14 protein-coding genes are annotated in these 13,644 nt (G+C 57.5%); 7 read left to right on the top strand and 7 right to left on the bottom strand.

The annotated features are described in order from the left end of the window. Positions 1 to 18 precede the first annotated feature (18 nt). Entirely contained in the window at positions 19 to 957 is a 939-nt protein-coding gene (locus AC3DKS_RS00130; protein WP_272608078.1) for a DUF4249 family protein, read from the top strand. Here AC3DKS_RS00130 and AC3DKS_RS00125 read toward each other — a convergent pair. Next, positions 944 to 2,083 (bottom strand): glycerate kinase, encoded by a 1,140-nt coding sequence (locus AC3DKS_RS00125; RefSeq protein ID WP_272608077.1) that lies wholly within the window; start codon positions 2,081 to 2,083, stop codon positions 944 to 946. The genes AC3DKS_RS00130 and AC3DKS_RS00125 overlap by 14 nt on opposite strands. A 167-nt stretch (positions 2,084 to 2,250) precedes the next feature. Between AC3DKS_RS00125 and AC3DKS_RS00120 the strand changes: the two genes are divergently transcribed. From AC3DKS_RS00120 to rplT, 5 genes are all read left to right on the top strand, one after another. Then, positions 2,251 to 2,481 carry a DUF6095 family protein gene (locus tag AC3DKS_RS00120; protein WP_041327136.1) on the top strand — a complete coding sequence of 77 codons (231 nt, stop codon included), beginning with the start codon at positions 2,251 to 2,253 and terminating at the stop codon, positions 2,479 to 2,481. Between the two features lie 96 nt (positions 2,482 to 2,577). Then, a complete protein-coding gene (gene thrS / locus AC3DKS_RS00115) occupies positions 2,578 to 4,518 on the top strand; it encodes a threonine--tRNA ligase (RefSeq protein WP_272608076.1) in 1,941 nt (646 codons plus the stop codon). A gap of 86 nt (positions 4,519 to 4,604) precedes the next feature. Continuing rightward, entirely contained in the window at positions 4,605 to 5,102 is a 498-nt protein-coding gene (infC, locus tag AC3DKS_RS00110) for a translation initiation factor IF-3 (RefSeq protein WP_238528118.1), read from the top strand. Positions 5,103 to 5,140: 38 nt separating this feature from the next. Beyond that, positions 5,141 to 5,338, top strand: coding sequence for a 50S ribosomal protein L35 (gene rpmI, locus AC3DKS_RS00105; RefSeq protein ID WP_015754448.1), 198 nt, complete (start codon positions 5,141 to 5,143; stop codon positions 5,336 to 5,338). A 92-nt stretch (positions 5,339 to 5,430) separates the two neighbouring features. Continuing rightward, positions 5,431 to 5,775, top strand: coding sequence for a 50S ribosomal protein L20 (gene rplT, locus AC3DKS_RS00100; protein ID WP_015754447.1), 345 nt, complete (start codon positions 5,431 to 5,433; stop codon positions 5,773 to 5,775). Between the two features lie 93 nt (positions 5,776 to 5,868). Here rplT and AC3DKS_RS00095 read toward each other — a convergent pair whose 3' ends face one another. Further along, complete coding sequence (locus AC3DKS_RS00095; RefSeq protein WP_015754446.1) at positions 5,869 to 6,291, bottom strand: secondary thiamine-phosphate synthase enzyme YjbQ; 423 nt, start codon at positions 6,289 to 6,291, stop codon at positions 5,869 to 5,871. 86 nt (positions 6,292 to 6,377) lie between these two features. On the opposite strand from AC3DKS_RS00095, the gene AC3DKS_RS00090 reads away from it, so the two are divergent. Continuing rightward, positions 6,378 to 7,178 (top strand): HAD family hydrolase, encoded by an 801-nt coding sequence (locus AC3DKS_RS00090; protein WP_015754445.1) that lies wholly within the window; start codon positions 6,378 to 6,380, stop codon positions 7,176 to 7,178. A gap of 69 nt (positions 7,179 to 7,247) precedes the next feature. Here the strand turns inward: AC3DKS_RS00090 and AC3DKS_RS00085 are convergent, their stop codons facing one another. From AC3DKS_RS00085 to tgt, 5 genes are all read right to left on the bottom strand, one after another. Then, complete coding sequence (locus AC3DKS_RS00085; RefSeq protein ID WP_238528117.1) at positions 7,248 to 8,450, bottom strand: asparagine synthetase B; 1,203 nt, start codon at positions 8,448 to 8,450, stop codon at positions 7,248 to 7,250. Positions 8,451 to 8,565: 115 nt separating this feature from the next. Next, positions 8,566 to 10,122 carry a replicative DNA helicase gene (gene dnaB / locus AC3DKS_RS00080; protein ID WP_015754443.1) on the bottom strand — a complete coding sequence of 519 codons (1,557 nt, stop codon included), beginning with the start codon at positions 10,120 to 10,122 and terminating at the stop codon, positions 8,566 to 8,568. 167 nt (positions 10,123 to 10,289) lie between these two features. After that, on the bottom strand, positions 10,290 to 11,243 hold the full coding sequence (locus tag AC3DKS_RS00075; RefSeq protein WP_041327681.1) for an acetyl-CoA carboxylase carboxyltransferase subunit alpha: 954 nt from the start codon (positions 11,241 to 11,243) through the stop codon (positions 10,290 to 10,292). Between the two features lie 89 nt (positions 11,244 to 11,332). Continuing rightward, positions 11,333 to 12,415, bottom strand: a complete 1,083-nt coding sequence (locus AC3DKS_RS00070) for an LptF/LptG family permease (RefSeq protein ID WP_015754441.1) — start codon at positions 12,413 to 12,415, stop codon at positions 11,333 to 11,335. 1 nt (position 12,416) lies between these two features. Beyond that, the gene (tgt, locus tag AC3DKS_RS00065; RefSeq protein WP_272608075.1) at positions 12,417 to 13,547 is read right to left on the bottom strand and encodes a tRNA guanosine(34) transglycosylase Tgt; all 1,131 of its coding nucleotides are present in this window, start codon (positions 13,545 to 13,547) and stop codon (positions 12,417 to 12,419) included. Positions 13,548 to 13,644: the final 97 nt, after the last annotated feature.

The raw sequence follows: 13,644 nt of genomic DNA, 5'->3' as shown, positions 1-13,644 counted from the left end.
AATCCCTCCATTAAGAATATGATGAAACACCCCGTCCCCTCCTACCCCTTCCCCAATTATTTCCGGGCGGCATGTCGCCTGGCCTTCCTGCTGTTTCTGGCCGGTTGGGTTGGCGGGTGCGAAGAGGTGGTGGAACTCGAAACCCCGGAGGAACCGCCCCGGCTGGTGGTGGGCGGGCTGCTGCGGGTGGATATGGAAGAAGCCTTTATCCCGGTGCGGATCCGGCTGACGGAAACGAGCGGTTTTTTTGGCTCGCGGCCCGTTACCCGGGCCGATGCGGCAATCATTACCGTCAACCGGTACGACGGGGAGACCCTCGTGGAGACCTTCAATTCAAACCTGGCCGAGGAGGCCCCCGGAACCGGCATCTATATCCCGGACCCCGATGCGCTATTCGACCAGCGGATCCCGACCATTTTCCTGAATGAGGAAGTCCAATTCATACTCCAGGTTCGTCATCAGGGGCGGCAATACCTGGCGGAAACCTGGTACCAACCCGCTCCGCCCATCGATTTCCTGTTGCAGGGAAACCGGACCCTGGACGGCGGGGACGAAACCGAAATCATCGTATCCTTCACCGACCCTGCTGAACGGGAAAATTATTACCTGTTTGAATTTGGGGAGGCCCGTTACCTGGTCACCGAGGACACCTTTTACCAGGGCCAGTTTTTCCAATTTTCCTATTTCTACGAGGACCCGCTCCCGGCAGGGACCGAGCTCGAAGTGCACCTAATGGGGGCCGACCAGCAATTCTACAACTACATGGGTTTGTTAATTGATCAGAGCGACCTGACGGGGCCGTTCCAGGCGCCCGCCGCCACCGTCCGGGGCAATGTTCTAGACGCCACGGACCTGGACAACCAGGACCGATTTGACAACACCGACCGGCCCGATATCTTTCCCCTGGGGTATTTTGCCGTCGTACAGGAACATACCCGCACCCTTACGATCCGCTGATTGGGTGATCGGCAAAATACCGGGCCACTGCCTCCCGTACCAATTCCCCCGCATGTGCCATGTTCCACTGCAGATCCCGCCCCGGGTTAGCCGCCTCGATTACCGCTGTCAGGCCCGCATCCCTGAGGGCTTCCCGGTTGGCCGTACAGGTGCCGCAAACCGCATACACCGGGATGCCGTGTTCGGCACCCAGGGCCGTTACACCCTGGATGAGTTTGCCCTGCAGGCTCTGGGAATCAATCCGGCCTTCCCCGGTAAAGATGCCATCCACCGCAGCTTCTTCGAGATATTCGGCGATACCGTTTAACCGGAAGACAAAATCGGTACCCCCTATAAACCGGGCCCCGAGAAATACCTTCAGGCCGTAGGCCGTCCCCCCGGCTGCCCCGGCCCCGGCCTCCGTCCCTGCCTCCAGCCCCAGTTGGCGCGCAACCACCTGGTCCAGGCGGCGCAAACCGCGGTCCAGCTGTTCGACGGCTTCCGGGCCCGCCCCTTTTTGGGGAGCGTACACACAGGCCGCCCCGTTGGGGCCCCACAACGGGTTGGACACGTCGTTCACGGCAACTACTTCCACCCCTTTCGGAAGGACTTCCCGGGGCGCGACCACCCGGGATACCTCCCCGAGGCTTGCGCCCACAGGCCGGAGCAGCCGGCCATCCGCACCGAGGAATTCAAATCCGAAAGCGGCAGCGATACCCATCCCGGCATCGTTGGTGGCACTGCCCCCCAGCCCGACATAAACGCGTCGGGCACCCTGACCGACAGCCGACCGGATGAGCTGGCCGGTTCCAAGGGTGCTGGTTTGCAGCGGGTCGCGCTCCCCTTCTTCCAACAATACCATCCCGGAGGCGAGGGCCATTTCCACAAAGGCCTCCCCGGACGCCGGATCCAAGAGGTATTCCGCCCGGATTTCCCGGCCCAGGGGGCCGGAAACGACCTCGGTATGCAGGGATACCTCCCGGGTTGCCCGGACTGCGTCCAAAAATCCGTCGCCCCCGTCCGAGGCGGCAAACCGTCGGAATCGGGCAGCGGGTTGGTGCTGCCCCAGGCCTTCGGCAATGGCGTCGCAAACTTCGTCGGCACTCAGGGAGCCCTTAAACTTATCCGGGATCAGTACGAGGTTCATAATAAGCGAGGCGTTTTATTTTACGCGCTGTCTGTTCCCGGAATATAACTATTCTGGTTATTTTAGGGCCTGTAAATGCGCAATTCCCGGGGGAAACGTTTCCCCCGGGCATTCCCGACCGCCCTCCGGCAAGTGCAGCGGCGGCCGGCAACTGAGAAAACCAACCCATGCCCACCGATAAACGCTTATTGATGAAAGGCCTGCAACGGCTCGCCTACACCCTGGGCCTGATGTTCGCCGGCCCGATTGTCCTCTACCAGGCCTTTAAGAACGAAGACCACCCCTTCTATATCCCGGTACTCGTGGTGGGGGCCATCCTGGCCGTCGGGGCCGTGGCCATGGGGTTCTTCAGTATCAAAACCCTCCTGGACGCCCTGTTCGGCGGTAAAAAACCCTGATACCCGACACATCCGGGGGCCTGCCCGGGGGCCGGGAATCCCGGTTGCCCAGATGCCGGGGAGGTAGTATCTTTGCGCTCTCAGAGTACCCGCACTATGATTGAAATTACGCTCCCAGACGGGAAAACCGTCGAGCATCCCAAAGGATCCACCCCCCTGGACGTCGCCCGGGGCATCAGCGAAGGGCTGGCGCGCAACGTAATCAGCGCCCGCTTCAACAACCGGAAGGTGGAAGCCGCTACCCCCCTGGAAGAAGACGGGAAACTCATCCTGTACACCTGGCGGGACGAAGAGGGGAAAAAAGCCTTCTGGCACTCCTCTTCCCATGTCCTGGCCCAGGCCCTGGAGGAATTGTACCCCGGCATCAAACTGACCATCGGCCCGGCTATCGACAATGGGTTTTACTACGACGTGGACCTGGGTGAGCACACCATTTCCGAAAAGGACTTTCCGGCCATCGAGAAAAAAGCCCTGGAAATCGCCCGCGGCAAACACGATTTCCGGATGCGGGAAGTCTCCAAAAAGGATGCCCTGGCCTACTACAAAGACGAGGGGAACCCCTACAAGCTGGAACTTATCGAAAACCTCGAGGACGGCGACATCACCTTTTGCGACCACGATACGTTTACCGACCTGTGCCGGGGCGGGCACATCCCGAATACGGGCCTGATCAAGGCCTTCAAGGTGCTCAATGTGGCCGGGGCTTACTGGCGGGGGGACGAAAACCGCCCGCAGCTTACCCGGGTCTACGGAATTTCCTTTCCGAAGCAGAAAGAACTCACCGAGTACCTCCACATGCTGGAGGAAGCCAAAAAAAGGGACCACCGCAAGCTGGGGAAGGAACTGGAACTCTTCACCTTTTCCCACAAAGTGGGGCAGGGCCTGCCGCTCTGGTTGCCCAAGGGGGCTGCCCTGCGGGAGCGACTCGAGCAATTCCTGAAGAAGGCCCAGAAAAAAGCCGGGTACGAGATGGTGGTCACCCCGCATATCGGCCAAAAGGAACTGTACGTCACCTCCGGGCACTATGCCAAATACGGGGAGGACAGCTTCCAGCCCATCCACACGCCCAGGGAAGACGAGGAATTCCTGCTCAAGCCCATGAACTGCCCGCACCACTGCGAGATATTCAATGCCACGCCGGTTTCCTACCGGGATCTCCCCAAGCGGTTTGCGGAATTCGGGACGGTATACCGCTACGAACAAAGCGGGGAATTGCACGGGCTTACGCGGGTCCGGGGCTTTACCCAGGACGACGCCCATATTTTCTGCACCCACGACCAGCTGGACGAGGAGTTCAAGAACGTCATCGACCTGTCGCTCTACGTCCTCGGCTCCCTGGGCTTTGAGAATTTTACCGCCCAGGTATCCATCCGGGACCCCGAAAAACCCGAGAAATACATCGGGGAGGTCGAAAATTGGGAAAAGGCGGAAGCCGCCATCATCAATGCCGCCACGGAAAAAGGCCTGGATTTTGTCATCGAACCCGGGGAGGCGGCTTTTTACGGGCCCAAACTGGATTTTATGGTCAAGGATGCCCTGGGTCGCCAGTGGCAGCTCGGCACCATCCAGGTAGACTACACGCTGCCGGAACGCTTCGACCTGACCTACAAGGGGAGCGACAACGAATTACACCGCCCCGTTATGATCCACCGGGCCCCCTTTGGCAGCATGGAACGCTTTGTAGCACTGCTCCTGGAGCACACAGGCGGGAATTTCCCCCTCTGGCTCACCCCCCAGCAGGCTATCGTACTGCCTGTCAGCGAAAAGCACGAAAATTATGCGCAAAAAGTTTTAAATTCCCTGGAAAATCACGAAATTCGCGCCCTCCTCGACGCCCGCAGCGAGACCGTTGGCAAAAAAATACGGGAAGCGGAAATGGGAAAATACCCGTTTATGATCATCGTCGGGGATCAGGAAATGACGGACGGTACGATTTCCGTACGCCGGCACGGGGGCGAGGACCTCGGGTCCATCACGGTGGAAGCCCTGTCCGGCTTGGTAAAAGAGGAAATAAATAGTACCTTAAAGTCGTTTTGAATTACGTTTAACTAAAATTAATAGCCATAGCAATACGCAGAAGATTCAGGCCCCGGCCGCAGAGGGAAAACAAAACCCCTCACAATATCAATGAAAAGATCAAGGCGCCCGAAGTACGCCTTGTGGGAGACAATGTCGAAATGGGCGTATACCCGATACGGGAAGCCCGCGCCCAGGCAGAGGAGATCGGCCTCGACCTGGTGGAAATTTCCCCCACTGCAGATCCACCGGTCTGCAAGATCATGGATTACAAGAAATTCCTTTACGAGCAGAAGAAGCGCGAAAAGGCAATGAAGGCCAAAGCCAGTAAGGTGGTGGTCAAGGAAATACGGTTCGGCCCCAATACGGACGACCACGATTACGATTTTAAGAAGAAGCACGCGGAGAAGTTCCTCAAGGACGGCGCCAAGCTGAAAGCCTATGTTTTCTTTAAAGGCCGCTCCATCGTGTACAAGGATAAAGGAGAGATATTGCTGCTCCGCCTGGCCCAGGATCTGGAAGATTACGGGAAGGTGGAACAGATGCCGAAACTCGAGGGCAAGCGGATGACGATGTTCATCGCCCCGAAAGGCGGCAAAAAATAATGTGAGAAAGTAACCTTAATAGTTAACAAAGCGAGACAATGCCCAAGATGAAGACCAAGTCCAGTGCCAAGAAGCGGTTTAAGCTGACCGGCACCGGGAAAATCAAGAGAAAGCACGCTTTTAAGAGCCACATCTTGACCAAGAAGTCCAAGAAGCGCAAGCTGAAGCTTACGCATTCCACGCTGGTACACCCGGCCGACGAGGACAATATCAAAGAACAACTGCGGTTGAAATAACCCACCGCACAGGTAGTACGTTTAACCATGGAGTCAGGCCCTGAAAAGATCCCGTATTTGCGGGGCGCCTGCTACAAAAAAACAAGAAAAAAATGCCAAGATCAGTAAATTCAGTTGCCTCACGGGCCCGTCGCAAAAAAGTGATGAAGCAGGCCAAGGGGTATTTCGGCCGGCGTAAGAACGTCTGGACCGTTGCCAAGAACGCAGTGGAAAAGGCGATGCTTTATGCATACCGCGACCGCCGCAACAAAAAACGCAGCTTCCGCTCCCTGTGGATTGCCCGTATCAATGCCGGCGCACGCCAGCACGGGATGTCCTATTCCCAGTTTATGGGCCGGGTAAAAGCGAACAATATCGAACTCAACCGGAAAGTCCTGGCGGACCTCGCCATGAACCACCCGGATGCCTTTAAGGCCATTGTCGATAAGGTCAAATAGATTTACGGAAACTTTCTCACTGGAAACCCCGTCGCTCAGCGATGGGGTTTTTTTATGCCCATGACCTGGTTCCTGGTTAGCCGGCAAAATGCCCTAAACCCCGCTTAGGGTAAGCACCAGCCAACGACCCGAAGCGGCGTCCCGGTGCTCGCAGAGGTAAACCCCCTGCCAGGTGCCCAGGTTGGGGCGGCCGCCGGTAACCGGCATGTGTACGGAGGTCCCCAACAAAGAGGCTTTGATGTGGGCGGGCATATCGTCGGGGCCTTCCAGGGTATGCTGGTAATAGGGGGCATTCTCCGGGACCATCGTATTGAAATGCCGCTCAAAATCGCCCCGCACCGTGGGGTCCGCATTTTCGTTGAGGGTGAGGCTGGCCGAGGTGTGCTTGATAAAGACCTGCAACTGGCCGGTCTGTACGGAGCGGATTTCGGGCAGGGCCTCCAGGATTTCTGAAGTTACCAGGTGGAAGCCCCTGGGCCGCGCCCTCAGGCGGATTTCGCGTTGGATATAGATCATTTTTTGATGATATAACAATTAAACAATGCTTTCCGCACCCGAAATGTACGGATAAAAAATACCTTTGCAGCTTAAACTCCGAAGCCATGGACTTACGCGATATCCGGATGGTCGTCACCGATATGGACGGCACGCTCCTCAACCCCGAACACCAGGTGAGCGACCGGTTCTTTGAACTCTTCCACCACCTGCAAGGAAAAGGGATCCGTTTTGTAGCCGCCAGCGGGCGGCAATACCACAGCATGGTGGACAAACTGGAGCGCATTGCCGGGGACATCCTGTTTATCGCCGAGAACGGCGCCCTGGTGCGGGATGGGGACAAGACGCTGCTCAGCACTCCCCTGCCCGCAGACCGCCAGCGGGAGATCCTGGGCCGGGCCGGGCGCATCGACGGGGCGCACCCGGTGCTTTGTGCGGCCGGAAAGGCTTACGTCCGGGGACATTCCGGGGAATTCCTCCGCGTCCTGGCCGAATACTATGCCGAATTTTCTGTGGTGGATGAGTTGGAAGCCGTGGACGACCCGGCCATGAAGGTGGCCATTTACCATTTTGAGAACTCGGAGAAGTACATCTACCCCCCCCTGCAGGACCTGGAATCCGATTTGCAGGTGAAGGTCTCCGGCTCCAATTGGGTGGATGTCTCCCACCCGAATGCCCACAAAGGGTATGCATTATCACAAGTGATGCGGGATGCCGGGGTGCACGCCGGGCAGGTTATGGTATTCGGGGATTACAACAACGACCTGGAAATGCTCGAACTCTCGGACTTTAGTTTTGCCATGGCCAATGCGCACCCGAACGTGCTTAAGCGCGCCCGCTACCGGACGCTGAGCAACTCGGAACAGGGTGTGGAACACGTGCTGGAGCAGCTGGCGGAGCAACTCTGACCGTACTTCGTGCCCGTTGCATTGCCGGCGCTGGCCAGACAGGCCGGGCCGCTCTGAAAACCCGAAAACTCAGGTCTTCTGCTTCTTCTTCCGCGCCGCGGGAAACAATACATTGTTCAGGATGAGCCGGTACCCGGGGGAATTCGGGTGCAGCTCCAACTCGGTTTTCGGGTCGCCCACCCGGTGCTGGTAGTCTTCCGGGTCGTGGCCCCCGTAGAAGGTAAAGAAGCCCCTGCCCTTGATTCCGTGGATATAGCGGGCCTCTCCATTCAGCCGGTTCTCGCCGAGCACCAGAACCGTGGGCTTCACCTCAGAACGGGTAAAGGCCGTGGTCTGCCCCATAAACCCTTTCACCAGGGCCGTGTGGTTCTGGCAGAGCATCGTAGGTACCGGGTCCCATTTGGCCGAGAAGTCCATTAGGGAAAAATAGTCGGATTCCCGGGGCACATCTTCCCGTTTGCTGGTCATGTCGATGGAGGAAAATTCGTAGCGGAGCGGGTTGCGCTCCAGGGTAAAATTCGTAAAGGCAAAGGTGTTGGAATAATCCAGTTGCTGCTGGTAATTGGGTTCGGAGGGGTCCCCGTCGAACATGGGTTCGCAGATATCCACTCCCTGGGCTGCCAGGGCGATGTCGAAGCTGTCCGTGGCCGAACACATGGCAAACATAAAGCCGCCTCCGATGACGTAGTTGCGGATCTTCATGGCCACCGCCCCTTTCTCCTCGGAGACCTTCTCATACCCCAGCCGCCGGGCCAGGGCTTCAGCCTGCTGCTTCCCCTCGATATACCAGGGGGCAGCGCGGTACGCCCCGTAGAACTTCCCGTATTGTCCCGTAAAATCCTCGTGGTGCAGGTGGAGCCAGTCGTAGAGCGGGAGTTTGTCTTCCAGGACTTCCTGGTCGTAGACGGTTACATAGGGGATTTCCGCATAGGTGAGCACCATGGTGACCGCATCGTCCCAGGGGGCATTGTCCTTGGGGGAATACACGGCAATCTTCGGAGCTTTCTCCAGGATTACCGCCTCCTGGTTCTGGGAAGGGCTGGCAATCCCGTCGAGCACGGATTGGGCCTGGGCATCGCTGAGCACCTCAAACGAAACCCCTCGGATCCGGCATTCGTTGCGGATGGGCTCCCCATCCGGCAGCAGGAAGGAGCCGCCCCGGTAATTGAGCAGCCATTGCACTTTTTGCTGCTTGCTGAGCACCCAGTAGGTAATCCCGTAGGCCTTCAGGTGGTTCTCCTGGCTCTCCGCGTCCATGGGGATCAGGATCATCGAGCCCCGGGAGGCCAGGCAGGTAAACAGCAGGGCCAGCAACAGAACCGGCCGGGTTATCCGCAACAGCGCAATGTTCTTGAAACGTTTGGGGAGGGAATTAAGGGAAATTCTATTAAAAAGGTACGTCATCGTCTTCCGGGTGTCCGCCCTGGGAAGGATCGTTCATGGAACTGCCAAACGCCTGGTCGGCACTCGGGAATTCTTTGGCCTGGAACGGGTTCTCCCCCTCGGCATTCATCTTGGATTGAAACTCGAATGGAGAATCAAAGTCATCCAAATTATCAAATTTACCCAGTTGCGCAATGAACTTTAACCTAATATTATCGAGGCCGCCATTCCGGTGCTTGGCCACGATAAACTCGGCCTGCCCCTGGGTGGGGGTGCGTTCCTCGTCGTCCCACTCGTCGATCTTGTAGTATTCGGGGCGGTAAATAAACGACACGATATCCGCATCCTGCTCAATGGCCCCGGACTCCCGCAGGTCGGAGAGGATGGGGCGTTTGCTGCCGCCACGCGTTTCCACGGCACGGGACAGCTGCGAGAGGGCAATCACCGGTACGTCCAGTTCCTTGGCCAGCGCCTTGAGGTTCCGCGAAATGGTGGAAATTTCCTGTTCCCGGTTGCCGCCTTTCTGGCTGGCGCCCCCGGTCATCAGCTGGAGGTAGTCGATGACGATCAGGCGGATCTTGTGCTGGGAAGCCAGTCGCCGCGCCTTGGCCCGCAGGTCAAAGATGGACAGCGATGGCGTGTCGTCTATAAATAGCGGCGCCTTCTCCAGGGCCTTCACCTTGACGTTGAGCTGTTCCCATTCGTGTTTTTCGAGCCGGCCCGTCCGCAGTTTTTCGGAGGAGAGCCCGGTTTCCGAAGAGATCAGACGGGTAATCAGCTGAACGGAAGACATCTCCAGGGAGAAAAACGCCACGGGTATATTCGAATTCACGGCGATATTCCGGGCCATGGACAGGGTCAGGGCCGTTTTACCCATACCGGGACGTGCCGCAATAATGATCAGGTCGCTCGGCTGCCACCCTGAGGTGAGCTTGTCCACCTTGTCAAAACCGGACGGGATACCGCTGAGGCCCTCCTTGTTGGAGATTTCCTCGATTTTTTTCTTGGCCTGCATCACCAGGTTCTGGGCCGTCTCGGCCGACCGCTTCAGGTTGCCCTGGGTAACGTCGTACAGACGGGATTCCGCGTTGTCGAGCAGGTCAAAGACATCCGTGGACTCGTCGTAGGCCTCCTCGATGATCTCGTTGGAGATCTTGATCAGCTGGCGCTGGATGTACTTCTGGAGGATAATCCGGGCGTGAAACTCAATGTGGGCCGATGAGGCCACTTTCTGGGTGAGGGTAATCAGGTAAAAATCGCCCCCGGCGAGCTCAAGCCGCTCATCCTGCTTCAATTGGGCCGAAACGGTTAATAAATCTACCGGTTCGGAAGATTCGAAGAGTTTGAAGATGGCCTCGTAGATGTACCGGTGGGCGTCCTTGTAGAAGACATCCGGGTGCAGGATGTCGATCACCTCGTCCACCCCTTTTTTGTCAATCATCATGGCTCCGAGCACAACTTCCTCTAAATCAACTGCTTGTGGCGGTATCTTCCCTTTCTCCAACGGGATGATGGCAGCTTTTCCAATTTTTCGTCCGGCAAGCGGGCTCGATTTTTCCATGAGGATAAAAGTAGGGAATTAACCTTAAGTTAACAGGGCGCTCCGTTTTGGGATATTCACCGCCTGTCCACAATCGGACTGTTAATAAGTTACGGTTTTATGTTGATAACCGAAAATTTCGGGAAAGCGCGCGGACCGGTTTACCGGAAACTGCGGGATGCGACCTGTCAGCCTTTGAAAACTCCCATGGAACTGTATTTCTCCATGCGCGTTTCGACCAGCTCTTTTGGTGATAACTTTTTGAGCTCCTGATAGTGCTTTGCAATCTTGTTGCTCACGATGTCAAAAGCCTTCTCCCGGTTGCTGTGTGCGCCGCCGGCGGGTTCCCGGACAATTTCGTCGATCAGTTTCAGCCGCTTCATATCCGCCGCGGTGAGTTTCAGGGCGTCAGCAGCCTGTTCCTTGTATTCCCAGCTGCGCCAGAGGATGGACGAGCAGGATTCCGGGGAAATTACGGAGTACCAGGTGTTTTCCAGCATGAGCACCCGATCGCCCACGCCGATGCCCAGGGCGCCTCCCGAGGCCCCTTCCCCGATGATCACTACGATGATCGGGACTTTCAGGCGGGTCATCTCCAGGATGTTCCGGGCGATGGCTTCGCCCTGTCCGCGCTCCTCTGCCTCGATGCCCGGGTAGGCCCCGGGGGTATCGATAAAGGAGACCACCGGCAGGCCAAACTTTTCGGCAGACTTCATCAGGCGGAGCGCCTTCCGGTATCCTTCCGGGTTGGCCATCCCGAAATTCCGGTACTGGCGGGTCTTGGTGTTGTACCCCTTCTGCTGGCCGATGAACATAAAGCTCTGGTCCCCGATCTTGCCGAGGCCGCCGATCATCGCCTTGTCGTCCCGCACGGTGCGGTCGCCGTGGAGTTCCAGGAAGGTATCCCCGCAAATGGCGCGGACGTAATCCATGGTATACGGGCGGTTGGGATGGCGGGAGAGCTGTACCCGTTGCCAGGGGGACAGGTTTTTGAAGATCTCCTTCCGGGTCTCATCGAGCTTTTTCTCAATCTGCTTGCAGGTTTCGGTGACGTCCACGTCGCTTTCCTCACCGATGATCTGACACTTCTCGAGTTGCTCTTCGAGCTCTTTGATCGGGAGTTCAAAATCCAGGTATTCCATGTAGTGTTCCGTTAGGGGGTTCTCCGGGGCAAAGATAAACGATATTCGCAAAAAAGCACATCCGGCCTGGAGCTTGCGCCATATCAACCTTACCGCTTGGCCTTCTGCAGCATAAAATACCCGAGGACCAGGAAGAATATATTCGGGATCCCCACTGCCAGCAGGGGCGGGAACCCGGATTGCTCGGCCAGCGTCCCGAAAACCTTGTCCATAAAAATATAGATAAAGGCCACCCCGATCCCGAAGGCCAGGTTCACCCCCATCCCGCCGCGCCGCTTGATCGAGGAGACGGCCACCCCGATAATGGTGAGTACAAAGGCAGTGACGGGCAGGGCCCACCGCTTGTATTTGACCATCACGTAGGTATTTACATTCGAGGCTCCTTTGCGCCGCTGGTCGGCGATAAACTGGTTCAGTTCAAAGAGGTTCTTAGTTTCGGCGATATAGGATACCGGGGTGAGGTCGTCTATCTGGAAGGCGAACAGCGTGTCCAGGCGGCGCCGGGTCTCCACGATCTCCGTGTCGCCCCGCAGGTTCCGGCGCGTGTAGCTCGTGAGCCGGTAGAGGCTGTCCTCTTCCAGCCAGCGGATATTTGCCGAAGAAATCTTGTACTCGAGTTCCCCGTCCTCCCCAAAGTGCTCGTAGGTAAAATTGTAGCCGATCTGCCGGGCCGGGTCAAAGCTGCTCACGTAAATGTAGTCGCTCTCCCCAAGCTGGTTGAAAATGTTGCTGGTTACGCGGTCCTTGGAGCCTTTTTTCAGGTATTTGAACTTGAACTCGTTAAAGCCCTTGCTAGCCGAGGGGACGATGAACATCCCCATGAGGAACATCAGCACCGCGATGATGCTGGCGCCGATCCAGTAGGGCCTCAAAAACCGCCCGAAGGAAACCCCGGAGCTCAAAATCGCCACGATCTCCGTGTTATTGGCCATCTTGGAGGTAAAAAAGATGATGGAGAGGAACAGGAATATCGGGAATAACAGGCTGCCGATATAGATGGTGAAATTCCCGTAATAGATCAGGATTTCCACCAGGGGGGCCTCGTTGTCGATCATCTTGCCGATCTGCTCGGCCAGGTTCAGCATAATGCCGATGGGCACGAATAACAGCAGCATGAGCCCGAAGGTGGACAGGTATTTTTTCAGGATGTACCGGTCGATGATCGTCAGCATATCACAGGCGTTTATCCAGTTTTTGCACCATCTCGCTTTTCCACCCGGCAAAAGTGCCGTCCAGAATCCGCCGGCGCGCCTCCCGGACGAGCCAGAGGTAGAACCCCAGGTTGTGCAGCGTGGCGATTTGCTTGCCAAGATACTCATTGGCCGCAAAGAGGTGCCGCAGGTAGGCCCGGGTGTACTCGGTATCCACAAAGGTGTGGCCCATCGGGTCCAGGGGCGAAAAATCCGCCTCCCATTTCTTGTTCTTGATGTTGATGGTCCCTTCGGAGGTAAAAAGCATCCCGTTGCGGGCGTTCCGCGTGGGCATCACGCAGTCAAACATATCCACCCCCAGGGCGATGCATTCCAGCAGGTTGGCCGGGGTCCCCACCCCCATCAGGTAGCGGGGCTTTTCCGCCGGGAGGATATCGCAGACCACCTCGGCCATCCCGTAGAGTTCCTCGGCCGGCTCCCCTACCGAGAGGCCCCCGATGGCGTTCCCGGGGGCACCCGCATTCGCGATGTATTCGGCGGAAGCCTTCCGCAGGTCTTTGTAGACGGACCCCTGGACGATCGGGAAAAACAGCTGGTCAAAGCCGTAGAGGGGGGGCGCCTCCTCCAGGTGGGCCATACAGCGGTCCAGCCAGCGGTGCGTCATGTCCATGGAGCGCTTCGCGTAGCGGTAATCGCAGGGATACGGGGTACATTCGTCAAAGGCCATGATGATGTCCGCCCCAATGCTCCGCTGCAATTCCATGACGCGTTCCGGGGTAAACAGGTGGCGGGACCCGTCGATATGCGACTGGAACTTTACGCCCTCCTCCTTAATTTTCCGGGTGCCCGAGAGCGAATACACCTGGTAGCCGCCGCTGTCTGTGAGGATCGGGCGGTCCCAGCCCATAAACGGGTGGAGCCCGCCGGCCGCCTCCAGGATCTCCATCCCGGGACGTAAAAACAGGTGGTAGGTGTTCCCCAGGATCACATCCGGGTCAACGTCGTTGCGCAATTCGCGCTGGTGGACCCCCTTGACGGTGCCGGCCGTCCCCACGGGCATGAAGATGGGCGTGCGGATTTCCCCGTGGGCCGTTTGAAGCACCCCGGCGCGCGCCTTGCTCCCCGGGTCGGTATGTTTAAGCGTGAATGCCACTGGTTTTGTGTTCTGCGAATCGCCCTGGATTCTCTGGGGCCAAAAATACACAACCCCTGCGGCTTTCCCCCTTAATAAAAAAATAAAGTTCTGCCGG

Source organism: Robiginitalea sp. (genome assembly GCF_982776155.1).
The sequence above is the reverse complement of the archived record's forward strand: the minus strand, read 5'-3'. Positions and strand labels throughout refer to the sequence as shown.